The following is a 23,361-nucleotide window of genomic DNA, read 5'->3' on the forward strand; positions in this document are numbered from 1 at the left end:
CTGATCCTCACCGTCCGCCCCCCATGGCGTCGGGCAGCAGAGCGAGGCCCGGGTAGAGCTTGCGGTCGTTGTTCTTGATCATCTCGGACGGGGAGGAGAGGCCCAGCTCCTGGCGGATGCGGCCGGCGAAGGCGCGGCTGGACGCGGCCCGGATGCTCTCCTCCGCGCACCAGCGGCAGTACGTCTCGTACAGCAGCTTCTGCTCGACGCGGAGGTCGGGATTGGGCCTGCCGTCCTGGCCCTTGGTGCAGCACTCGCCGATGAAGCGGCCGATGTGGTCCTCGGTCGTCTCGTACGCGGCCGTGGCCAGGCGGACGGAGGACGGGCCGTGCAGCGGGTCGCGGGTGTCCAGGTAACGCCTGGCGCCCTCGATCAGCCAGTGCAGGATTCCGGGCCCCTCGTCGCGTACGAGCTCCACCGCCAGGTTGTCGATCTTTCGGTGGTTCGGCACGACCCGCTCGAACGGGATGAGCCGCATCCGGCGCCAGAAGGCGTGGCCACCGGTGCCGACCTCGGGCCGATGGTTGCCCAGCAGCCACAGTTTGTGGGTGGGCGTGAAGCTGAAGAAGTCCTGGCGCATGCGCCGGGCGGTGATCTTGTCACCACCGGTGAGCAGTTTGACCCGGGCCTCGTTGAACTTGTCGTTCGGCTTGAGCTCGCTGCACACCACGATGCGGCGGCCGTGCAGCTCGGTCAGCTCGGTGGAGTGCTCGGCGAACTTTCCCTTCTCCATGAGGAATCCGGGGGGCGCGGCGTTCGCGTACTCGCCGAGGATCTGGGTCATCACGTCCAGGAGCACGGACTTGCCGTTGGCGCCGGAGCCGTAGAGGAAGGGCAGGATCTGCGCACCGACGTCGCCGGTGATCGAGTAGCCGAGCAGGATGTGCAGGAAGCGGGTGGTCTCCAGCCCCTTGTCGTCGTCCCCGAAGGTGTCGCTCAGGAAGCTGTCCCAGCGCGGGATCGGCATCTTCTGCGGGGCCACGGTCGTGGCGCGCGAGTGCATGTCGGTGACGGGGTCCGGCTTGCGCAGGTCGCCGGTCTTGAGGTCGACCACCCCGGCGGGGGTGCACAGCGCGTAGATGTCGCCGTCCAGGACGTCGGGGTCGAGGCTGAGGCCGGGTGCGGCCTGGGCCTGGTGCAGGAGCGCCTTCATCCCGGCGGTGGACTGGGTGCGCCTGCGGTGCTGGGCCAGTTCGCGGGGACTGAAGTGGGCGCGCGGGTCGGTGTCCGGCATCTGCTCCGCCATGTCACCGGCCGCCCAGAGCGCCGCCTTCTCGCCGCCCGTGCGCTTCCAGCGGTACTGGTCCCAGCAGTACCAGCCGAGGCCCTCCACGTGCCGGAAGCGGTCGCTGTAGAGGCGGGCGAACAGCTTGGCGTTGGCGCGGTCGGTCAGTTCGTCGGGCAGCAGTCCCGAAGGAGCTCCGCCGCCGTCGGCGACCACGACGCTCGCGCTCGGCGCCTCGGTCTGCTGCGCGGGCAGGCTCGGCTGCCCCGAAGACGGGGCCGGACGGCTTGCGGGCAGCTCGAGGTCGAAGCTCTGCTGCTGGATCTGCTCGGCGGCGGCGACGGCGTCGAACCGGCCGTGCTCGGCGCTGCTCATGAGCGTCCTCGGGGGTGGAACGGGCGCTGAGCGCCTGCGGACAGAGCGGATTCGATGATGGTCAGGTTCCGGCGTTCCTGGTACGGGCGGGCCTGTCGGGCCGTTCGCAGCAGCAACTCCCGCACGTCGGCCTCGTTCAGGTGCCCACCCTGGACCAGTCCCCCGGCAGCGTAGGCGGCCCGGTTCAGTTTCTCGGTGAAGCCGGCCCCTTCGGGAGTCGCCGCGCACCGTGCCACCTCGTCCAGGAGGGGGTCCAGTATGCGGGAAGCCGACTTGGCGGCGGGGCGGCGGGCCCGGGGCAGGGGCAGCGGGGCAGGGGCGGTCCCGGGCGTCGGGGTGTGCCCGGTGCGGGCCAGCTCGGCGGCGAGCCAGTCGGGGAGCGGGGCCGGGTGCCGGGTCTCCCCCACCGCCTCGTACGCGCCCGCCGCGGTGCGGGTGGTGGGGGCGACGATGTACCCGTTGTCGGAGCGGACGTCGACCTGCCAGGCCAGCGCGGTCTTCGGACTGGAGCCCGTGGACGAGCGGTAGCGGGTCTGCGGGTCCGGGTTGCGGTACCAGATGTGGAGTCCGCCCGACGGGGTCCGTACCCGTAGCGTCTCGGCGTCGTCAGCGGGACTGGGCCGACCGCGCAGCGCGGCCAGGAGCGCCAGCGTGTCGAAGCCCGTGGCGAGGCCTGCGAGGTCGACCCGGGGGCCGATGGGGATGCCCGGCAGGAGCCGGGAGCGGTCGGGGACCTCGGCGGCGTGCGCGTCCACATCGATGACGACGAGGTTCGCGGGCCCGCAGGACACGCCGACACCCAGCCGGGGGTGGGCACCCCACCAGGTGTCGATCCGCTCGAGGGAGGTGGTGGCCGCGTGGAAGCCGTGACACCACCGGCCCTCGGCAATGCACCGGCAGGTTCCCGGAGCGTGCCGTTCCCGCCGGCACGCCTCGCAGTTGGCCGCGGGGGTCTTCTGGCGGGGAGCGAGCGGGTGGACCGGCCAGCCCGCCCCGGCACACCACCGGGCCACGTCGGCAGCGCTGACCGTGCCGACAGCCCCTGGCGGGGGCGGCGGGCTTGCCGGAGGCTGGCGTGCCACTGATGGTCCTTGTCGCGGGATGGTCGCCGGTCGTTCTTCCTTGCTCGGTCCCTTCGTAAACATCCTGGTCAGTGAGGTTGCTGCCAGGAACTACGGGACTGAAGGGACTGAGATTCTCATGTTGCGGCCATGAGACTAGCGCACAGGCATCCCCCGCAAGGGGGGCCACTGCCGTGTCGCGAAACTTCGGTCCCGTCAGTCCCGCAGCCGGCCGCTGGGGCTCGCTGACTGCGGGGGAACCTGCTCGGGGTGCCCTGACTCCCGTTCAGTCCCGTTCAGTCCCGTCGCTCTTCGGTCCCGTTTCAGTCCCGTGAGGAAAAGTCCAGGTCAGAGTGGGTGCGCTAAACGATCACGGGACTGACGGGACTGAGGTCTCCCCTTATAAGCTACGTACGTATGTGACTCCTCCATTAGTACACGCGTGCGCATACACGCACACGCACACGATTAAGGAACAAGGGGGTTCAGTCCCGTCAGTCCCGTTGGGCCCGTGCTTCAGGGGCGGGCACCTCGTTGACCTGCACTTTTCTCGTACGGGACTCAAGCGGGACTGAACGGGACCGAAGCGTTTCCAGGCCCGTCCGGGGTCGGAAGGAGGATGAGGGACGAGGGTGGGGACTACGCCCCGCCTGGCCGGGGACCCACGTGAGTGCGTCTCAGAAGCTCCTGGGCGCTCGAGTGCCGTCCCGGCCCGCAGGAGCCGCTCGGCTTGCATCCACCGGCCCGTCAGGGGTCGTACGGGGCTCCCAGGAGATGCGCCCCAGGCACGGCGGCTGCGCCGCTGCGGGAAGGCGTCAGGAACGGACGGTCGAGCAGGGCGGTCGGGGAGCGACACGCAGTGCCCCGAGGCGCGCTCCCCAGCCGGGCGAGGTGGCGGTGGAATCAGTGTTTGCTTCTGCGAGTAATGCCCGCGGCCATCGCGGGTGTGTGAGTGGCTCCCTCCCCCGGTCTACTGCTCCGAGGCGTTCTCCCTGCGCCGGGAGGCAGATGCCGATGACCTGGACGCGGCTCCCGGTCCGGTCGCGGTCGGGGCCCGTTCGAACCGGTCGCAGTCTGATCAGGGTCCGGCTGAGTGGCTGCCGTCGGCAGCTCAGGAGTACTACCGCTGACTCGCCGGACCGGTGCCTGCCGGCACGGTGTCATCCCCGGTCGCGGACGGCCGGACACTCTGCTCACGGAGCAGGGCGGCTCCTTCCACGTCGATGTGGGGCACGATCCGGTCGAGCCAGGTCGGCAGCCGCCAGGCCTGGTCGCCCAACAGGGCCAGTGCGGCGGGGACGAGCGTCATACGGATGACGAAGGCATCGAGGAGGACCGCGACGGTCAGGCCGAACGCGAGCATCTTGATCAAGGGATCCTCGGCGCCGAGGAAGCCGGAGACGACCGCCTGGCGGGGTCGTTCGCCGTGCAGGTGGAACTCGCGGATCCGGGAGACGAGGAAGACCTCGTAGTCCGTGGCCAGCCCGAACATGATGCCCACCAGGAAGATCGGCATCAGACTGATGACGGGACCGCTCTGCTCAACGCCGAGCAGGTGGGCACCGTGGCCAAGGACAGCAGCGGTCCCGGTCGCGCGTCTCGCATCAGCCGCTGCCGCCGTCGCAGGGCGGCTGGAACGCCGTCGGACGGGCCTGGGGCACGGAGCCCCGATCGTCGGTCCCGGTGACGTCCTCACTGTATCGCCGGTTCGTCGCGTCGGTCTCCGCGTTGAGTCCCTTCTCGCCGCCGAGGCGGGCCGTAACCTCGTAGACACCGTCGCCCTGGTGACCGTAAGACGCGAGGTCCGGGTATCGGTCGTGGTTGTAGTCGGCGACGGCGAGGGCACGTGGTTCACTCAGAGAAACATGGTGATCGCTCTGGCCGCGTCCGCGCGCCGAGAAGGGCCCGAGCCGCAGTTCGGAGACGTCGGGGGGCCGCGGGTCGTCACCGCCGGACTCAGGAGTGGCGACGACGAACAGGTCGTTCCAGCCGTCCCGGTCGAAGTCGGCCACAACGGCCAGCACGTCCTCAGCGTCCTGCGCGTCGTGCCCGACGAGGTCTCGGGGGCGTACCTTCGTGACCCGTCCGTCCTCGGCCCCGAAGGTGAGGGTCAGGCCGTCCCCCGGCGGAGAAGGAGCGGAGACCCGGTCAGCCGCGCCGTCGCCGTTCAGATCCGCCACGAGAACTCCGGCTGAGGTCACGCAACTTGTGATCGCGGGCCCCCCGTCGGGCCGCGAGGGCGGACCGCCCCGGCTGTCACCGCACCCGGAGACCAGGGCGGCCGACGCGGCGACCGTCACCACCCAACCCACCCGCCCGGCAACGTGTCTACCAGCGCGCACGATGGAATAGCCTCCCTCGACCCGATCGGCAGCGTGGTACATCCCATGCAATCGCGTCCCGGGCCCCGCAGAACCGCACTTCTGCGTCTCATCGACCGTCGCAGGGTGTCCGGGACGTTCGTAGGGAGCGTGCCCTCCGATTGGTGAGTGACCGCCGGCCGAAGTCGGGATCTCGAAGGAGAACCACAGGCTATGGCGATCACGACAGGGACCCGTTTACGGAGAGTCCACTCAGCATACATTTGCGGCGTTGCGTAGCCCTTGCATGAGCGGTTCTCCGTCCCGGGTGCCGACGCCGCCCGGAGCACCGACCAACGGATACGGCCTGGAGGGCGCGCTCATCGACTCGTCGGCCTTCCGAACCGCACGTCCGGAAGATGGTTGAATCCATAACAACTTCTCTGAGAGCCTCTCTGAGCGCGGGGCGAAACCACCGACCGGGGCGCTCTGAGGCTCTCCCAGATTGCCTCCGGAGCTCCAACCCGGACAGGCCTCCCGCTCGGGCAGCCCGCAGGGGCGGAACCGCTGGCGGCCTCCGAGGAGGCAGGTCTCCCCGCGCTGGGACCAACCCGCTTATGTCATCGGCCCGGGCTGGGACAACGCGTGGCGCAAGCCGTAAGGAACGCCCGCAGCAGCAGTGGGCGCACGGACCAGAGATGCGGGCTGCCGCTCCGAGTGCCGTGCAAGACGAGATGCGGGCCCCCGCCTGAAGGCGGACGGGGCTACGGCCGAGCTGGGTGCAGAGGCTTGCTCACATGCGCCTTGACCGCACCACTCCCCCACCTCCACGTACGCGTCCGCATCCCTTCGCAGCAAGGTCCTGTCCGGTCACCGGCCGTATGGGCGGGCGCCGTGGAGGGAGATCCGATCGACGAATGCGGGTCTGTGCGCGACGTGTCCCCGTGGAACCGAACGTCACGCGACGAGGGGATCCGTTCCACGCGGGGAACGCTTGGTGCGGCAGAGAGGGCACCTGCGTACGCCCGGAGAGGCACCCCGGTGGAGTTCTCCACGGCAGGACATTCCTGCAGGCTCTGCGAGTCCCTCCCCTCCTTCTTCCTCTCATGAGCCCGGTCCATCGCCTGACTGCGGTCTGCTTTGCGAAGCCGTCGGGACATCAGGAGTTTCACTTCGGGAGCAGCTGCTCCCGATCCTTGACGTCCGGGACGGACCTTCAGGCCAGGCGAAGGTCATCGAGGTGCACGGGAGCACAGGCGTAGCCGGTCAAGGTGCGGCTCGTTGGAGTCTTCAGGCGCCACGACTCCATGTCGGCGCACTGCGTCGGTCGGCACCTGCGCATCCTGATTCCCACCGCAGGGTCGCTTTCGACGGCAGCGGATGCGTCGGACCCGTCGGGCAGGGAGCGAGTGGCAGAGCTGCCGCACATAGCGGCGGTCGAGTGCACGGAGATTAATGCCAACCAACCTTCGCCTGCCCACCGTGAGGCCGAGCATATTGGATGCTTCCGGTCTCATCGTGGCACCGGCACGCACCGCGCTCTCCGAGCATGCGTCAGGTCCACTCTCCACAGGGACGGCCACTCTGTTGGTGCTGCTGAGCGTTGGGGCAGCGGAGCATGACGGCCCTGGAGGTGCGTGACGCGTATGGATCCTGGTACCTGCTGCTTGACCGGTGAGAGGTGGTCAAGCAGCAGACATCAAGCCGAGTACAGCCGCTTCGTAGCAGCCTCACTGTGAAGTTCCGTCACGTCGAAGAGTGCATCGGTAGGGCGCGACGCCAGGGTGTGTGTGCAAGTTCGTGGTTGTGTCTGTCAACCATGACGCACGATTGGCTTTCCATTGCCTGCCGCCGTGCAGGGCAATGCGGGCATCATCGATGGCCTACGCACTCCCCCTCTGCCCCCCATAGGCAAGACGCGAGGTGCTAGACCAACCGGCACCTTCGCCGCTAGTGTGGACCGTGTTCGAGCGTGTGAATATGCCCTCTGACCTGGGGAAACAAACAAGTCTGCAAACATTGGAGCAAGCTTGCAGTCAAACGCTGGCCCAAACTCAGGCCACCGCCTTGGTCAAGGTGTGTGCTTCCGTCTTGCAGCTTGCTTCGATGTGGGTGTGGATGTTGGCTTTGGTCAGCACCCTGATGATGACGCTTGTACGGGCTTGAGGCGATGCCGAGTTGCAAGCTCATTCGTTGGTCTGACCGGGAGTGTGCAAGCAGGGTCGCCAAAGTGCAGGCAGCGACACGGGTGTGGAGACTTGCCCGCAAGTGAGCGTGGGTGCCTGGATACCTGTCCAAGGGTAAATGGCGAGGGAGGCGGGACTGGAAGTGTGCCGCCGGGCCGAGGTGTCTATGAGTACACGTGTCGGCAGGGCGACAGAGTTGGATGCACCCCCGCGAGTCGGTCTCCGGGTCGAGATGTTCACTGGCTTGCGCATCCGGTGCCGAGCCGGTTCCCACGTGGGATTGCCGGTGCGCTCGTAGGTGAGGGTCCCTACGGGACAGAGAGTGCGAGTGTGGGTACGGGAGCAGGTCGGTGGACGGGCTTGCGTGCTGCCCAGCGGGTGTGCGGGATGCCTGGCAGGCCTGTTCGTGGGACTGTGCGTCAGGAGGTCACGTGGCTTGGAGGGTTGGTCGGAAATCTGCGTGCGTGCCAAGTGGTCAGCATGAGCGGCGGGGGAGTGGCCTCCCGCTGTGGAGGTTTCCTTGGCCACCCGCTTCGCCGCTTGGTGGGTAGCACGGTTTCAGGGACAGGTGGGGGTTGGCAGCGACGCACGTCGGCTGGTTTCCGTGCGGGGTTCGTGGGCTGTCGGTGCAGCCGTCGGCCCTGTCGTCCGGTCGCCTACTTGATAGCTGGCGGGCCGGTAGGCGGGATGGCAGGTCGGTACGCCTGACGGCTTGTCTGTCCGCCTCGGGGTAGGTCGCCGGGCACGTTGACGTGTGGGGGAGCGGGGTCGTTGTCAGGCCGACGGGGCGGCGGGCTCCGTGGCTTGTGTGCATCTCGGCCCTCAAGTCTGCCGCTGGGCATGTCGTCGTACACACATCATGATCACCCTGCTAGTCTGTGCATCGCTTTGCGTCGCAACTCCGCTGGGGGTGAATGGATCTGTGGGAACGGCGGCTGTGCATCCTGCTGGAATCACCGCTGACGGCTTGGCTGATGAGTCAATTTGCCGGGCAGTGGACGGCCCGGCGAGTGGAGATGCGGGGTATCACGTTTGAGCGCTATCACCAAACCCCTCGTTCACCTGCCCAGATGGAGGGTTGGGGAGCTGCGCCGGCCCTCAGAAGGGGGTTCTGAGGGGTACTCGGCATCAGGGTCGAGCGTTTTCGGGCTCAGAATCGTTCTGAGAGAACTTTCGCTCGGGCGAACCTCGCCAAAACGGACGTTTCAGCGCCTGATCTGCCCCACCAGCCCGCCTTCAGCCGGACTTCCCCGGACCTGAACGACACTGAGAACTGAGAGAGGACCATGGCCAGTCCCTTCGCGGCACCTGACAGTCAGCAGCACCAGCCCCAGATCCCGTGGGCCTCGCTGTCGCACATCTTCATGTTCGGCAACGGCAAGGGCGGTGTGGGCAAGTCGTCGGTGTCGGCCAACGCTGCGGGCAAAGCAGCCCGCAGCGGGCTGCGCACGCTCATCATCGACTGCAACGCGCAGGGCAACATCGCGCGTGAACTCGGCTACAAGCGGGCGGAGTGGAACGACGGGGGAGCGGGGCTCCTCGAGTCCCTGCGTACCGGCACGCCTCTCACGCCTCAGCGAGGAGTGCGGGAGAACCTGGACGTCGTCATGGGCGGTCCGGCCCTCGGTGACGAGTTCGGCATCTTCTTCCACACGCTGCTCGCGAAGGAAGGGCCGCACGCGTATCTGCGGCTGCTGATGTGCCTGCTGCCGATCGCACACGAGTACCAGATCATCATTCTCGACACCCCGCCCGAGAACCCGTCGCTGCAGCGGCTCGCCCTCTCCACCGCGCGCTGGCTGATCATCCCGGTGAAGAGCGACGGAGGCGCCGAGGACGGACTCGCGCAGATCGGCCTGGAGTTCTCCTACGTCAGGTTCGTCAGCCAGCTCAACCCGCACCTGGAGCTTCTCGGGGTACTCCTGTTCGACACGGGGCGGACCTACACGGGTATCCACGCCGATGTGCGGCAACAGGTTCACAAGGTGCTCGGCGAGGACGCCCACATGTTCAAGCACCTCATCGGACACACCGAGTCGGTGGCACGCCTCGTGCGCAAGCGCGGGCTGCTGGTCCAGGAGCTGGCCGACCGGCGCAGGGAAGGTGACCGGGCCATCCCTGAAACCGTCGAAGGACTCGTCTCCGACTACGAAGGATTCACGGAAGAGATGTTCGCCAGGGCACTCGAGCTCAGGAAGGAAGCTGCCGCATGACCCCGCCCAAGGGCAAGAAGCGCGTGGACGCGGACGACGAACAGAGCATGTCCGACGAGGGAGTCGGCAATCTGTTCAGCGGAGGTGGAGGCGGTGGTTCTGCGGCCTCGTCGAGCGCGCTCGCCGGCTGGGCCACCCCGGCCCCGGCGCAGAGCCAGCCCGTGGCGCCGGTGACGCCGATGCCGACGCCTTTGGCCGCACCGCCGGTGATTCCCCAGCCCGCCCGTGAGGCCGTACAGGAGCCGGATCCCGAGCCCGAACTCAACGACGCGGACACGGCGAAGCCCGTCGGGTTCTACGTGTCCCAGAACGTGGCGGCGCGGTTCCGCAAGTACCGTAAGCAGCACGACATCACGCACACCCAGATCGTGCTGGTCGCCGTTGAGGCGGCCGCCGAGAGGGGACTCGCACAGGTCGTCGAGGACGCACGGCGCGCGCCCAAGTTCCAGTCGAAGCTGTTCGCCGTCACCGTCAAGCCCGACGACTCGGACCTGCGCGGCCTCGGCCCCGTCCAGCTGCAGTACAAGCCGACCAAGGCTCAGCGGGCGATCATCGACCGGCTGGTGCGTGAGTCCGGTCTTCCGGATCACACCAAGTTCCTCGCAGTCGTGCTCGATCAGTTCCTTCCGGGACGCCGCGACGCGTGAACGCGTGGGGGACGCGTGGGGGAGAGGTGCCCGGCGCGCCGCGTCCGGGATGTGTGCGCGGTCACGACGCCCGGAGGAACAAACGTGGCGGGCCGACCGTCCTACCTTGTGACACGCGATCACGCCCGAAGCGCCGGGCACGCGGTGTCCGAGCGGCCGCCGAGGTGTCGGCCCTCCTCGCCCTCCCGGACGGACACGAGTGAGGCAGACGTTGAGCAGTCCCATGCCTGTCATCCTGATACACGGCTCCTGGCACGGCAGTTGGTGCTGGAGTCCCGTGGTCGAGCAGTTGGCCGCCCTCGAGGTCCCGTCGGTCGCGCTCGATCTCGACGGGCACGGGCTGCGGAATCCCGCACCGCGTGCCTACGGGACAAGGCCGTTCGACAGGGCGGCCTTCGAGGCCGAGCCGTCACCGGTGGCCCATGTCACCGCCTCGTCCGCGGCGGCGGACCTCATGGACAGGATTCGGATGATCGGGGGCGGCCGGCCCTGTCTTCTGGTGGCGCACAGCATGGGGGGAACCGTCGCCACCGCGGTCGCGGAACTCGATCCGGAACTCGTGGGCGGCCTGGTCTACGTGGCCGCGTACGCTCCGGTGAGCGGAACGCCGGCGGGGGAGTACAACGCACGCCCGGAGATGTCCGACTCGCACGTGCCGTCGCTCGTGGTGGGTGACCCCGCGGGGGTCGGCGCCCTGCGCGTCGACCCCCGCGATCCCGACCGGCGCGCAGGGATCAAGGAAGCCTTCTACAACGACGTCGACGATCGCACGGCGGACGCCGCGATCGATCTGCTGAGTCCGGACTCCCCCCTCCAGATACTCAGCGAGACGATGACGGTCACCGGGCACCGCTTCGGCAGCATCCCGCACGCCTACGTGGTGTGCACCCTGGACAATGCCATTCCCCCTGCGATGCAACGCCGTTTCGTCAAGGAGATCGACGCCGTGTCGGTGTCCCCGACCACGGTCACCGAACTCGAGGCGTCGCACGCTCCGTTCCTGTCCCGACCCGAGGCTCTGGCCGGAGCCATCGCGGCCGCCGCCACGAAACCGTACGACCTGGTGGGGAACTGATCGGCGCGGTCGTACGACTTCTCCTGTGACAGCCGGTTTCCAACTGCCGCGCGAGTGGCTCGCGATCCGGTCGCTTCAGTCGCTCGGATCGGAAAATTGCCAGGTCAGCGCGGCATCGTGAAGGGTGGAGCGACTCAAGCGACTGAAGTTCCGGGTTGCTGGCGATGCATGGAGGCTCGGCCTCGCCCTTATGGGGAACTTCGGTCGCTTCAGTCGCTGTCTTGTGCATGGCAAGCGGGCTGGGCGAGTCGGGTGCGTCCCTGCGGGGGAGCGTCCGGCGTGGCTCGGTCGAGGCGCTTCACTCGGCCGGCAGACCCCGTCGCAGCTCCCACAGTTGGAGCTCCGAGGAGCTGTTGACGGCCAGCTCCACTCCCGTGACGTAGTTCTGCGCGGCGACGAACTGAACCCCCTGCCAGAGAGGGAGGAACCAGACGTCGTCGGCGACCGAATTTTGGATGGCCTCCAGGTCCTCGACGGCACGGGCACGGTTGCTCTGCCGTTGCTCCCGGGGGAGCAGTACGTCGCGCACGCGCGGGCTCGGCTCGTTCCCGAAGTCGTTGCGCCTGCCGAGGAAGGGCGCGAGAAAACCGTCGGCGTCTGAATAGTCGGGGAACCATCCCATTCCGTACACCGGGTAGTCCTGGCCCAGCCGCTCGGTCCCGAACCGGGACCATTCGGTGCCCGTGACGTCCACCTCGAACAGGCCCGACGCGTCCAGTTGGCGCTCTATCTCCTTGAACTCCTGTTTGGTGGCCGGCCCGTAGTGGTCGGTCGTGTAGTTCAGGGTGAGGCGTACCGGCGTCTTCACCCCGTCGGCGGCCAGCAGCTTCCTCGCCTTCTCGACACTCGGTTCGCCGTAGTTGTTGGAGAACGAGTTCACGTGCCCGAACATGTGCGCCGGGATGATGGAGTGCAACTCCTTCCCGGTGTCGGGGTAGACCTTCTGCACGATGCTCGAGCGGTCGATCAGCTGTGCCATCGCCTGGCGGACGGACTTCTTGGCGACAGCCTGGTTCTTGGAGTTGAAGACGAGGTAGCGGATTTCGAGGCTCGGCAGCTTGTAGAGGTTGATGGTGTCGTCCTCCTGCCACTGCAGTTCGCGCACCTGAGTGGAGGTGAAACCTCGGGTGATCACGTCGATCTCGCTCTTCTTGAGAGCCCTGCTCATGTCCTCGGCACTCTTGAAGATCTTCAGGTCGATTCCCGTGTTCTTTACCTCGAGACTTCCCTTGTACCTGTTGTTCTTGTCAAATGTGATCGATTCTCCGATTTTTCCCTTTGAGTGCACCTTCATGGTGTACGGACCCGTTCCGTCGACCTCGAATCCCTTCCGTACCTTGGATGACGGGTAGTACTTGTCGCTGACGATGCTGGCGACGGGTGTGGACAGTTTGTAGGGGAAGGTGGCGTCCGGGCGTTTGAGGTGGAAGACAATTCTCCGGTCGTCACGTGCTTCCACGCTGGACACGTTCTCCAGCAGCCCGAAAGGGCCTCCGGCATACTTGATCCGCAGTACGCGTTCTATGGAATATTTCACGTCCTTGGACGTGACTGGTTCGCCGTCGGAGAATTGAAGTCCTTCGCGGAGAGTGCAGGAGAATTCGGTTTCTTCGTCATCGGTGAAGTAGCACTGCTCCGCCGCCTCGGGAGACGGCTTGCCGCCGGCCATCAGCGGGGGCCTCAGCAGAGTCTGGAAGACGTTGCGCATGATGTTCCATGCGCCCAGGTCGTAGGCGGCCGCGGGGTCCAGCGGGGCAGGTGCGTCGGCGCTGTACTCGAGCTGGGCCGTGCTGCCCAGTGTGACGCGGTTTTCATCACTACCGATGATTCCGCAACCCGTAGCCATGGACACTGCAAGGACGCTGGCACAGAGGGCTCCTGTGCTTCTTCTGTTCACTGTCGCGTAATCCTTCGGGGGCGGGAGCCGGTCACGGCGTGGCGCCAGGCAGCAGACGGGCACAGGCGCGCGCAGGGACTGGAACGTGCCCCCCGGCTGTTTGGTTCAGTTCGGATTCCTCACGGGGCCTCAAAGACGGGCCAGCCGGGGCAGCGACTGAAGGACAGCGACTCAGCGACTGTTCAGTCGCTGTGGCGGCACAGACAAAAGCGCAGGTCAGACGGGTTGTCGAAAGCTTGCAGCGACTGAAGCGACTGAAGGTACGGGTATATGAGCTCCTCATGTGTGCGCGTGTGCGTCATATATAGAGGCCTTCAGTCGCTTCAGTCGCTGTTTTGGCTCTGGCAAGCCTGTGACCTGCGGTTTTTCAAGAGACCGTGGAGAGCGACTGAACGGCCTTCGGTCGCTGCCGATTTCCCTTCAGTCGCTGGACGGAGCCTGCGGCTCGAACGTCTGTCCCAACAGGCCGCGCATTGCCGGATCACGTTCCACGACCTTGTGCGACGCGTTGGATAGGCTATGTCTGTCGTTGAGTCGCTTCGGTCGCTTATGAGGGGTGTGCGTGTCCGTTGAGCTGCGGGTTTCTTCCAACAAAGCCAAGCGACCGGGCTCTGCCGCCGACACCGGGGACGCACTGACCACCGCGAGTTGGTTCGCCCGCCGTGGCTGGCCGGTGCATCCGCTGGCTCCCGGGTGCAAGACCCCGGTGGCCAACTGCGCCCGCTGCCGCGAAGGTTCCCACCAGCCGGCGCGGTGTCCCTGCCACGCCGAGGGCCGTTGGTGTCACGGCTTCCACGCGGCCACCCTCGACCAACGACGCATCGCCCAGTGGTGGGGTGGCCGCCCCGGGCTGGGCATCGGCATCGCGTGCGGACCCGCCCGCCTGGTCGTCATCGACATCGACGCGCACCCCACCCGGCCTCCGGGCCGGGAACGGATCCTGCCGGGCATTCCCATCGCGGACCACGTGGACCTGACCGGGCTCTCGAACGGCTTCCACACGCTGGCGGTCCTCGCGGCCCTCCGCGGCCGCCCCAGTCCCGCGGACGACGACACGACACTGCGGGTGCGCACGCCCTCGGGCGGCCTGCACGTCTGGTACCGGGCCACGGCCAACCGGCGCTGGCACTGTTCGTCCGGGTCGAGTTCGGGCCGCGCGCTCGCCTGGCAGGTCGACGTACGGGCCCACGGCGGCTACATCGTCGCTCCGGGCACCCGGACCCGGGACGGTGACTACACCACCGTCGGAGACGTGCGCGAGCCCGCCGTCCTCCCGGTCTGGCTGGAGCAGGAACTCGAGCGCACCGGGCACCTGTCCGCCGCCGCGGTCCCCGCGCCCCGGCCCGTGCCGCTGCGCGCCCAACAGGCGGTGCTCGCGGCCGGAGGCGCCCACACGGGCGCCCAGGGCGTGCTTGCCGCCGTTCTGGCGCCCGTTGAGGCCTGCGGCAGGGTCTCCGAGGGCGCGGGCTTCTCCGACGCCCTCAACCGGGCCGCGTACACGCTGGGCGGCCTCGTCGCGGCGGGCCGGATCGGGGAAGAGGCCGCACGGCGCGCTCTGCGGGAGAGCGCAGCAGCGGCGCGCCCGGGTCAGGAACGCCGGGCGGAAGGAATCATCAACAGCGGCCTCTCGGCAGGCCGCGAGCATCCACTGCCCTCACGGGGAAGGCGCCCATGACATCGCCCCGTAACGAAGTCCTCTTCGACTTCGACCCCGATGCCGTCGCGGCGCAGATCCGTTCGCAGGGCACGGCGGTGCCGCTGCCCGTCCAGTCCGGCGGCCAGCCGGCCGCGTACGGCGAGGCGACGGCGTACGGCGAGGCGACGGCGTCGGGACTGCTGCCCGACACCCTCACCGACCGGGGCAACGCCAAGCTGTTCGTGAAGCTCTACGGCCGTGACTACCGGCACGTCCCCGGGATCGGCTGGTACCGCTGGGACACCACGCGCTGGCAGATCGACGAGGACGACACCGTGCTCTGGGCGGCCGGTGACCTCGCGGAGGCCATCACCGTCCAGGACCCGCGAGGCATCCACACCGCGCAGGCCCTGCAGACGCACCGCCGCCGGGCCCTGTCCACGACGGGGATGAACGCGATGCTCGCCCAGGCGAAGTCCGCCCCGGGCATGGTCCTGAACGCCGCCCTGCTGGACGCCGACCCCTACGCCCTGTGCACGCCCGACGGCATCGTCGACCTGCGTACCGGCCTGATCAAGCAGCCCGACCCGAACAAGGACTTCCACTCCCGGTCCACGTCCGTCGGTCCCGACCACGGACCCGCGCCGCGCTGGGTGCGCTTCCTGACCGACACCTTCGGCGACGACGCCGAGGGCCGGGAAGTGATCGCCTACCTCCAACTGCTGCTCGGCTACTCCATCACCGGAGACGTCGGCGGCCAGATCCTGCCGTTCCTCTTCGGCTCCGGCAAGAACGGCAAGAGCGTCCTGCTGGACGTCCTGATGAAGCTCCTTGGCGACTACGCCGACGCCGCTCCGCCCGGATTCCTCATGGCCCGCCCCTACGAGGGCCACCCGACGGACCTCGCGGAGCTGCACGGCCGTCGCGTCATCGTCTGCTCCGAGGTCAAGCACGGTGACAAGTTCGACGAGGCCCGGGTCAAGCTGCTCACCGGCGGAGACCGCATCAAGGCCCGCCGCATGCGGCAGGACTTCTTCAGCTTCCAGCCCACGCACAAGCTGTGGCTGCTGGGCAACCACCGCCCCGAAGTGGGCACCGGCGGCTTCGCGTTCTGGCGCCGGATGCGGCTGATCCCCTTCGAACGCACCGTGTCCGACGACCGGAAGATCGACAATCTCGCCGACATCCTCGTCACCGAGGAGGGCCCGGGCATCCTCGGGTGGCTCATCGACGGGGCCCGCCGCTACCTCTCGGGCGACCGCGACCTGACCGGACCCGAGCGGGTGCGGATCGCCACGACGGCCTACGCCGAGACCGAGGACCACGCCGGCCGCTTCTACGACGAGTGCTGCCGCCTCGGCAGCGAACTGCGCGCCGAGCAGACGGCTCTCTACGCCGCGTATCGTGTGTGGTGCCAGAGTGAAGGTGCGCCCGCGATGACGTCACGCGCGTTCGCCACCCGCACTCGGGAACTGGTCGGGCTGGCTTCGCCGAAGGAGATGATCCTGTCCAACCAGCGCAAGCACTACCCGGGTATCGGTCTGCTCACCGAGGAAGAGGGGGAAGCGGCGGCATGAGTTCCCTGATCACTGAGGACGAGATCAGCCATGAGACCGAACTGGTGTGGCTGGAGGACATCGGACCGCTCGACTACGTCCGTCAGAGCCTCGACCGGCTGCCCACCCGCGGCGGCAAACCGGCCTACCACCGCGACGGACGCATGGTCGGATACGCCCGGCTGAGCCCCAGGGCGAAGGCGTCCCGTTCCTCCGGCACGTTCCGGCGGCGGGTGTTCTGGCTGCTGCCCCACGACCGCGACGCCGAGCCCGAGGGCCTGTACACCAAGGGCGCACCGGCCGAGGCCGTGGATCCCCGCACCCTCGACGCCCGGGTCAGGGGATACAAGACCGAGCGTTCGGAGGGCGGGCCCCCGTCGATCGCGATGAGGGAGCTGGGCATAACCCTGCCGTTGTGAGGCGATCGCCTTCAACACACGGCGGGAGAGGTGCGTATCCCTCTGCGTGGGTGTCGCGTTCGCCCGCAGTGGCACGCCCCTACTCCCCCCAGGGGGCTGTGCCGCCCGGGTACGGTTCGTCCCGACCGGACGGGCCGTACCCGGTCACGCGCACCGCTCACGCCCGCCGCCGCGTCGCGACGGCGAGCAGGTCGGCGGCAGGGCCGATCAGAGACCGGCCCGAGGGCCACACGGCCCGCAGTACACGCCGCAGTTCGACCCCGTCGACGTCCACCTGGACGAGCCGGCCGTCGGTGAGATCCGTGCCCACCGCGAGTTCGCTGATCACCGCCGGCGCGGTGCCCGCGATCACGGCGCCCCGCACGGCCGCCGCCGAACCCAGTTCCAGCAGCGGGCGGGTCTCCTCCGCCCCGGCGCGGCGCAGGGCCCGTTCCAGGGCGACCCGGGTGCCCGAGCCGCGTTCGCGGACGACCAGGGGAGTGGCGGCGAGCTCGGCCGCCAGCAGGGGTCTGCGGCGCCGGGCCCAGGGGTGGGCGGGCGCCACGACGACGATCAGCCGGTCGGTGGCCACCGTCTTGCAGGTCAGGTCGCGGGGCACGTGCGGCGACTCGATGAACCCGATCTCCACCGCCCCGTTGCGCAGCAGTTCCGGGACGTGCTCGCTGTTGGTGACCTGAAGACCGACGTGCAGATGCGGGTGCTCCTGGCACAGCTCGCCGATCCAGGGCGGCACCAGGTACTCCGCGACCGTCATGCTGGCCGCCACCCGCAGGGTGCCGTTGAGCCGGCCGCGCTGGGCCTCCACGTCGGCCATGAGCGCCGTGAGTTCGTCCAGCACGCGCTGCGACCGGCCGGCCACCGCCTGACCGTCCGTGGTCAGGGTGGAGCCGCGCCGGGTGCGTTCGATCAGCGCCAGACCCAGCCTGCGTTCCAGGGTCGCCACCCGCTTGCTCGCCGACGGCTGGGCGATGCCGAGCTCGGCGGCGGCCTTGCCCAGGCTGCCCAGTTCTCCGACGAGCACCAGCAGTCGCAGCGCTTCCACATCCGGCAGACCACTCATGCCGCAAGCGTAGGAACGGCTGACCGGCGAGTCAGCCCGTGCACTCATTCCCCTTGTTTATGACCTCCCCACCATGAGAGGGCTACCGGCCTGGTCAGAGGGCTGCCCACAGTGGCGCCATGAATGATGACAGCGGCAGTGCGAACCCCGGCCGGAGCGGGAGGGCGACGGAACGGACCACCGGTGCACCGGCCGCGCCGGAACCCGGCGGCCCGTGGTCGCGGCGCCTCGTGGACCGGCTGCCGGGCCTGGCCGTCGCGGTGGCCGTCGCCGCGGTGGCCACCGTGGTGGGCGGCTGGTTCCCCCTGGTCGGGGGCCCGGTCGCGGGCATCGTCATCGGCGTCGCCCTGGCGGCCGTGCGGCGTCCGGCGGAGCGGCTCAAGCCGGGCATCACCACCGCGAGCAAGTTCGTCCTTCAGCTGTCGGTCGTCCTGCTCGGGTGCCAGCTCTCGCTCACCCAGGTCGTGCGGGTCGGGGGCAGTTCGCTTCCGGTCATGCTGGGGTCCCTGGTGGCCTGTCTGGCCGCCGCGTACTTCGTCGGCCGCAGGCTGGGCATCGGACGCGACCTGCGCACCCTGATCGGCGTCGGCACCAGCATCTGCGGTGCCTCCGCCATCGCGGCGGTCACCCCGGTCATCGGCGCCGCGAGCGCCGAGGTCGCCTACGCGGTGTCGACGATCTTCCTGTTCAACATCGCCGCGGTGCTCGTCTTCCCGGTCCTGGGCCATCTGCTGGACATGAGCCAGCAGGCCTTCGGGCTCTTCGCCGGAACCGCCGTCAACGACACGTCCTCGGTCGTCGCCGCCGCCGCGACCTACGGCGACGAGGCCGGGCAGTACGCGGTCGTTGTCAAGCTCACACGGACCCTCCTGATCATCCCGATCTGCCTGTGGCTGGCCGCGCTGACCAAGCGCCGCGCCCTCGCCGCGGGCACCGGCGGGCCGGGTGTCGGCGGTCCGAGTGACGGTGGGCCGGGCGCCGGTGAGCCGGACGCCGGTCCGCGTCTGAACGTCCTGAAGCTGGTCCCCTGGTTCCTCGTCGGGTTCCTGCTGACCGCGCTGGTCAACACCCTCGGACTCATCCCGGACCGGGCCCACCCCGGCCTGACCACCCTGTGCGTCTTCATGATCACGGTGGCGCTCTCGGCGATCGGCCTGACGACCGACCTGCGGGGACTGCGCCGCGCCGGACCCAGACCCCTGCTGCTGGGAGCCTGTCTGTGGGTCGTGGTCTCGGTCACCAGTCTTGCCCTCCAGTACCTGACCTCCTCCTTGTGATGCGCGGGTCCCTCAATGTGATGTGCCGGTCCCTCGAACCGTGTGAACCGAGGGACGGTTCCCACCGTTGACGCGATGACGGTCCGGGCGGTACTGCACCGCTGCCCGGGCCGTCATCGCCGCGAGAGGGAGACCGGACAAGTGCATATCGCGTTGACGGCCGTGACCGTGCTGTACGGAGGAGTGTTCGTGGTCAGCGGCACGGGGCAGCTCGCCGGCCGGGGACCTCTGCGGACCCCCGCCGCCGCGTGCGGCTTCTCACCGGCGGCGTGCCAGGGCATCGGTGCTCTCGAACTGCTGGGCGGTGCGGGGCTGCTGACGGCGGGTTACCTCATGGTGGCCGGGGCCGTCGCCGCCGCGGGGCTCTTCCTGCTCACCGCCGCGGCCTTCCTCTACCACGACGGCCAGGGGGACCGGGGGCTCCGTCTGTGGGCGCCCGCCGTGACGGCCGCGGTCATGCTGTGCGTCGCCGTGGCACTGCCGCTGACCGGCGTCGGCTGAGCCGACGGGGCGTACCGACAGGCGTTCCGATACGCCGGGAAGGTGTGTTGGCTGAGCCGGCCCGGAACACCCACTCCATCGGTGTTCCCACCGGCCGGCTCAGCCGGCCCCCGGCCCTGGCGGATGCGGCAAGGAATCCGCCAGAGCCGTGCCACGCGCGGCCGGGGAACCGTGCGCGGCGTCACCGCCGGAAGCGCCGCCCCCCACAGGCGAGAGCGACATCCGGCTTCCCACACCCCGCACAACGGGCTGGTCAGTGGTTCGGTTCACCGGACGGGACAGAAATCTCGGTCCGTGCCGGGCGCCGCGTCAGCCGTCGAGCACCCCCTGGTCCTCCAGCGCCTTGCGCAGCGCCCGTATGGCGTAGAAGGCGCGGCTCTTGACCGTGCCGGACGGGATGCCGAGGTACTCCGCGGCCTGGTCCACCGTGTACTCCAGGTAGTACACGAGCCCGATCACGGTGCGCTGCTGTTCGTTGAGGTCCAGCACCGCGTTGTGCACCACGTGGAGGGTGAGCTCGTGGTCCGGACGCTCCCAGACGGCGTCGAGTTCCTCGGCGGGCACGAGTTTCAGGGGCCTGAGTCCCGCGGCCCGGTGATGGTCGGTGACCAGGTTCCGGACCACGGTGAACAGCCACCGTCGCAGGTGCTGGTCATGACCGCGAAAGACGTCCGCGTGCGTCCAGGCGCGGGCCGCGGTCTCCTGGAGGACGTCCTCCGCCTTGTGCGAGTCCCCTCCCAGCAGCCGTGCCGCGTAGCGCAGGAGCGAGGGGCCGTACTCGTCGTAGACGCCCCGGACGAAGCCGTCGCGGTCGGCGTCCGGGGTGGGACGCCGGGGTCGGGCGGGGCGGATGCCCGCCTCCGTGATCCCGTGCATGGGTGGTGACCAATCTCGTGCCGCCGGTCGTGTGGGGGTCACTCCCGTCCCGGACCGGGAGATTGGAACCCATACTCTTCGCACGCCCTTGGCCGGACGTTGTCGTTCGCTTGCCTGCGGCTGTCCGCACACGGTCTCGCTAGACTCCGTTCGTGGACATCGGCTGGCTGGAAAGCTTCCTCGCACTCGTCGAGCACGGCAGCTTCACGCGCGCCGCGGAGGCGCAGCACGTGAGCCAGCCCGCCTTCAGCCGCCGGATCCGCGCGCTGGAGATCTGGTTCGGCGAGCCGCTGGTGGACCGCTCGACCTACCCCGTGAGCCTGACTCCGGCGGGCGTCAAGGTCCGCGCCGGCGCGATCGAGACCGTGGCCGCCATCGGCGCGGTCCGCGACGAGATCCGCGGCCGGCAACGGGCACCGCGGGGTGCCGTGCGGGTCGCGGTCACCCACACCCTGGCGACGACGTTCTTCGCCCAGTGGTGGGCGCGCTGCGGCGAACAGGGGCCCGTGCCCTGCGTCCTGCTGCCGTCCAACACGCTCGACGCCTACGACGCGCTGTTCCACGGCGGCTGCGACCTGCTGCTCGCCTACGCGGATCCGTCCCTGCCGCTGAGCATCCCGGTCGCCGACGTCGAGTGGATGGTGCTGGCGGACGATGTGCTCGCCCCGTACACCTCGGTGCGCGACGGGCAGCCCGGCTTCGCGCTGCCCGGCACCGCGGCCCGCCCGGTCCCCGTGGTCACGCACAGCCAGGGCGCCTTCCTCGGCCGGGTGACCGAGCGGGTCCTGGCGGACCGGGATCTGCACCTCGCACCCGTCGCGCAGAGCGACTTCACCTCCGGGCTCGCGGCGCTGATCGGCGCGGGTCTGGGCGTCGGCTGGCTGCCCGCCCGGCTGGTGGCCGCCGAACTGGCCGCGGGGACGCTGCGGCAGACCGGCGACGCGTCGCTGACGGCGCGACTGGAGATCCGGCTGTACCGGGTGCCGAGCGACAAGGTGCCCTCGCGTGCGGCGGCCATCTGGCACCGGGCCGCCGAACTCGCGATGACCGATTCCTGACCGGGGCAGGTCCTCGACCGGCCCGGGTGCCGTCCCGCGTGTCAGGTCGCCGGACGGCACCCGGCCGGCCCCTCCCGGCCGGTCCCCCGCCCCGGCCGGGGTCCCGGCGCCCCTAGCCGGCCTTGTACCCGCCCGCCGCGGGCGGTGTGCCGTGGCACTCCCGGATCACCGCGTCGGCCAGCAGATCGGTGGGGTCGAGGAGTGCCGGGCCGCCCGCCGCGGTCAGGTGGCGTGCCGCCAGGGGGAGTTCGGTACAGGCCAGGACGATCGTGCTCGCGTCGGTGCGGGCCATCGCGCGCACCGCGTTGTCGAGGTGCTGGCCGGCTGCCCTGGGGTTGCCCTGCTTGACCTTCTTGATCGCGAGGTCGACCTGCCACTGCGTCGGCTCCTGCGGCAGCACGACGTCGAAGCGTTCCGCGCGCAACCGGTTCTGGTAGAGACCCGAGGCCAGCGTGGCGCGCGTGCCGAGCAGGCCGATCCCGCCCGCCGCGCCGTCCCGCCGCTCCAGTTCGGCCACCGTCTCGCCGACCATGTCCAGGAACCGCAGCCCCGAGTCCTCGACGAGGGCGGGCAGGAAGACGTGGGCGGTGTGGCACGGCATCACGGCGACGGTCGCTCCGAGGTCGCGCAGTCGCCGCGCGCCCTCCAGCATGGCCGGGTAGGGGTCGGTGGTGCCGCCCAGTACGGCCCCGACCCGGTCGGGGACGGTCGGGTCGGCCCAGATCGCGACCCGGAGGTGGTCCTGGTCGCGGGTGACCGGTGTGCGCCGGATCAGCTTGGCGTAGAACTCCGCGGTGGCCGCCGGTCCCATGCCGCCGAGGATGCCGACCAGGTGCTCGGGCCCGCTCACGGCGTCTGGAACGTGGACCGGTAGCCGAACAGCGCCGCGCTCCCGCCGGTGTGCAGGAAGACGACGTTGTCGTCGGTGGCGAAGCGGCCCTCGGCTATGTTGCCCAGCAGACCGGCGAAGCCCTTGCCCGAGTAGACGGGGTCGAGCAGGACACCCTCGGTGGAGGCGACGAGGCGGACCGCCTCGACCATGGAGTCCGTCGGCACGCCGTAGCCGCCGCCGACCCAGCGGTCGTCGACCAGGATGTCGTCCCGGGTGACCGCGCCCTCGGCCCCGATCAGGGCCGCGGTGCGTTCCGCCAGACCCAGGACGGCGGAGATCTGCTTCTCCTCCGGCTGCCGCACACTGACGCCGAGCACCTTCGCCGGACTGTGCATCGCCCGCAGCCCGGCGACGAGGCCGGCCTGGGTGCCCGTGCTCCCGGTGCCGTGCACGATCCAGTCGACGGGCACGGGGGCGGCCTCCAGTTCCTGGGCGCACAGGACGTAGCCCACCGCGCCCAGCGGGTTGGAACCGCCGCCGGGAATCACGTACGGGCGCCTGCCCGCCGCGCGCAGTTCGTCGGCCAGCATCTCCATGGCCTCCTGCATGTCGGTCCCGGCCGGTACGCGGTCGACGACCTCCGCCCCGAGCAGTTCGTCCAGGAGTACGTTGCCGGAGAGTTCGTACTCCTCGTCGCGTGACTGGCGCTTCTCGAGGAACAGCTTGCACTCCATGCCGGCGCGGACGGCCGCCGCGGCGGTCTGCCGGGCGTGGTTGGACTGGGTGGCGCCCTGGGTGATGAGGACGTCGGCGCCCTGCTGGATGGCCTCACCGACGAGGAACTCCAGCTTCCGGGTCTTGTTGCCGCCGGTGGCGAGCCCCGTGCAGTCGTCGCGCTTGATCCACAGGTTGGGTACCGAGGCATGGCTCTGCCGCAGATGGTCGGTCAGCCGCTCCATCGGTTCGAGGGCGGTCGGGAACTGTCCCAGAGGAAACCGCGCGAAACGTGCCGTCTGGACCATGGAATGCTCCTCTACAGGTGACCTCGGGCGAATGTGCCAACAGTTAAGCCGCCGGGTGAACCGCTGTCCAATGTCTGTTTCGGCACCGGTCATGCGCAGAACGCATGACACGTTCCTTCTTCTTGACCTGAGGGGTCCGATCCCG

Annotated in this window: 17 protein-coding genes and 1 pseudogene; 9 read left to right on the plus strand and 9 right to left on the minus strand. The window is 69.2% G+C overall.

The features are described from left to right. Positions 1-7: 7 nt before the first annotated feature. The 4 genes and pseudogenes from OHA99_RS36065 to OHA99_RS36080 all read right to left on the minus strand — a co-directional run bounded on the left by OHA99_RS36065 (position 8) and on the right by OHA99_RS36080 (position 4,841). Positions 8-1,600 carry a phage/plasmid primase, P4 family gene (locus tag OHA99_RS36065; protein WP_331727694.1) on the minus strand — a complete coding sequence of 531 codons (1,593 nt, stop codon included), beginning with the start codon at positions 1,598-1,600 and terminating at the stop codon, positions 8-10. After that, complete coding sequence (locus OHA99_RS36070) at positions 1,597-2,613, minus strand: bifunctional DNA primase/polymerase (RefSeq protein WP_331727697.1); 1,017 nt, start codon at positions 2,611-2,613, stop codon at positions 1,597-1,599. Before OHA99_RS36070 ends, OHA99_RS36065 begins: the two co-directional genes overlap by 4 nt. 1,168 nt (positions 2,614-3,781) lie before the next feature. Next, positions 3,782-4,231 (minus strand): annotated as a pseudogene (locus OHA99_RS36075) (MMPL family transporter); the annotation flags it as partial. A gap of 34 nt (positions 4,232-4,265) precedes the next feature. Further along, entirely contained in the window at positions 4,266-4,841 is a 576-nt protein-coding gene (locus OHA99_RS36080) for a VCBS repeat-containing protein (protein ID WP_331727700.1), read from the minus strand. 3,592 nt (positions 4,842-8,433) lie between these two features. Between OHA99_RS36080 and OHA99_RS36085 the strand changes: the two genes are divergently transcribed. From OHA99_RS36085 to OHA99_RS36095, 3 genes are all read left to right on the plus strand, one after another. Then, positions 8,434-9,360, plus strand: coding sequence for an AAA family ATPase (locus tag OHA99_RS36085; RefSeq protein WP_331727703.1), 927 nt, complete (start codon positions 8,434-8,436; stop codon positions 9,358-9,360). Then, positions 9,357-10,007, plus strand: a complete 651-nt coding sequence (locus OHA99_RS36090; protein ID WP_164386895.1) for a hypothetical protein — start codon at positions 9,357-9,359, stop codon at positions 10,005-10,007. Before OHA99_RS36085 ends, OHA99_RS36090 begins: the two co-directional genes overlap by 4 nt. Before the next feature lie 223 nt (positions 10,008-10,230). Beyond that, complete coding sequence (locus OHA99_RS36095; RefSeq protein ID WP_331727708.1) at positions 10,231-11,082, plus strand: alpha/beta hydrolase; 852 nt, start codon at positions 10,231-10,233, stop codon at positions 11,080-11,082. A gap of 298 nt (positions 11,083-11,380) precedes the next feature. On the opposite strand, the gene OHA99_RS36100 is transcribed toward OHA99_RS36095, so the two are convergent. Further along, positions 11,381-12,979 carry an ABC transporter substrate-binding protein gene (locus OHA99_RS36100; RefSeq protein ID WP_405699104.1) on the minus strand — a complete coding sequence of 533 codons (1,599 nt, stop codon included), beginning with the start codon at positions 12,977-12,979 and terminating at the stop codon, positions 11,381-11,383. A gap of 673 nt (positions 12,980-13,652) precedes the next feature. On the opposite strand from OHA99_RS36100, the gene OHA99_RS36105 reads away from it, so the two are divergent. From OHA99_RS36105 to OHA99_RS36115, 3 genes are read left to right on the plus strand one after another with little or no spacing between them, the layout of a single operon-like run. Then, a complete protein-coding gene (locus OHA99_RS36105; RefSeq protein ID WP_331728215.1) occupies positions 13,653-14,654 on the plus strand; it encodes a bifunctional DNA primase/polymerase in 1,002 nt (333 codons plus the stop codon). Continuing rightward, positions 14,651-16,192: a phage/plasmid primase, P4 family gene (locus OHA99_RS36110; RefSeq protein WP_331727714.1), complete on the plus strand. Its 1,542-nt coding sequence runs from the start codon at positions 14,651-14,653 to the stop codon at positions 16,190-16,192. The genes OHA99_RS36105 and OHA99_RS36110 overlap by 4 nt, the downstream gene beginning before the upstream one ends. Beyond that, complete coding sequence (locus tag OHA99_RS36115) at positions 16,189-16,590, plus strand: DUF6009 family protein (protein WP_164386892.1); 402 nt, start codon at positions 16,189-16,191, stop codon at positions 16,588-16,590. Before OHA99_RS36110 ends, OHA99_RS36115 begins: the two co-directional genes overlap by 4 nt. 157 nt (positions 16,591-16,747) lie before the next feature. On the opposite strand, the gene OHA99_RS36120 is transcribed toward OHA99_RS36115, so the two are convergent. Then, complete coding sequence (locus tag OHA99_RS36120; protein WP_331727720.1) at positions 16,748-17,650, minus strand: LysR family transcriptional regulator; 903 nt, start codon at positions 17,648-17,650, stop codon at positions 16,748-16,750. 119 nt (positions 17,651-17,769) lie between these two features. On the opposite strand from OHA99_RS36120, the gene OHA99_RS36125 reads away from it, so the two are divergent. Both OHA99_RS36125 and OHA99_RS36130 read left to right on the plus strand, forming a co-directional pair. Beyond that, the gene (locus OHA99_RS36125; protein ID WP_331727723.1) at positions 17,770-18,927 is read left to right on the plus strand and encodes a YeiH family protein; all 1,158 of its coding nucleotides are present in this window, start codon (positions 17,770-17,772) and stop codon (positions 18,925-18,927) included. Between the two features lie 141 nt (positions 18,928-19,068). Beyond that, on the plus strand, positions 19,069-19,428 hold the full coding sequence (locus OHA99_RS36130; RefSeq protein ID WP_331727726.1) for a DoxX family protein: 360 nt from the start codon (positions 19,069-19,071) through the stop codon (positions 19,426-19,428). A 309-nt stretch (positions 19,429-19,737) separates the two neighbouring features. Here the strand turns inward: OHA99_RS36130 and OHA99_RS36135 are convergent, their stop codons facing one another. Further along, positions 19,738-20,304 (minus strand): sigma-70 family RNA polymerase sigma factor, encoded by a 567-nt coding sequence (locus OHA99_RS36135; protein ID WP_331727728.1) that lies wholly within the window; start codon positions 20,302-20,304, stop codon positions 19,738-19,740. Positions 20,305-20,456: 152 nt separating this feature from the next. Between OHA99_RS36135 and OHA99_RS36140 the strand changes: the two genes are divergently transcribed. Next, positions 20,457-21,362 (plus strand): LysR family transcriptional regulator, encoded by a 906-nt coding sequence (locus OHA99_RS36140; RefSeq protein WP_331727731.1) that lies wholly within the window; start codon positions 20,457-20,459, stop codon positions 21,360-21,362. A 112-nt stretch (positions 21,363-21,474) separates the two neighbouring features. On the opposite strand, the gene OHA99_RS36145 is transcribed toward OHA99_RS36140, so the two are convergent. Together OHA99_RS36145 and OHA99_RS36150 are read right to left on the minus strand one after the other, a co-directional pair. Then, positions 21,475-22,212, minus strand: coding sequence for an amino acid racemase (locus tag OHA99_RS36145; RefSeq protein WP_331727734.1), 738 nt, complete (start codon positions 22,210-22,212; stop codon positions 21,475-21,477). Continuing rightward, the gene (locus tag OHA99_RS36150; RefSeq protein WP_331727737.1) at positions 22,209-23,216 is read right to left on the minus strand and encodes a D-cysteine desulfhydrase; all 1,008 of its coding nucleotides are present in this window, start codon (positions 23,214-23,216) and stop codon (positions 22,209-22,211) included. The genes OHA99_RS36145 and OHA99_RS36150 overlap by 4 nt, the downstream gene beginning before the upstream one ends. Positions 23,217-23,361 lie beyond the last annotated feature (145 nt).

The sequence above is a fragment of the Streptomyces coelicoflavus genome (assembly GCF_045041415.1).
Lineage (GTDB): Bacteria > Actinomycetota > Actinomycetes > Streptomycetales > Streptomycetaceae > Streptomyces > Streptomyces coelicoflavus.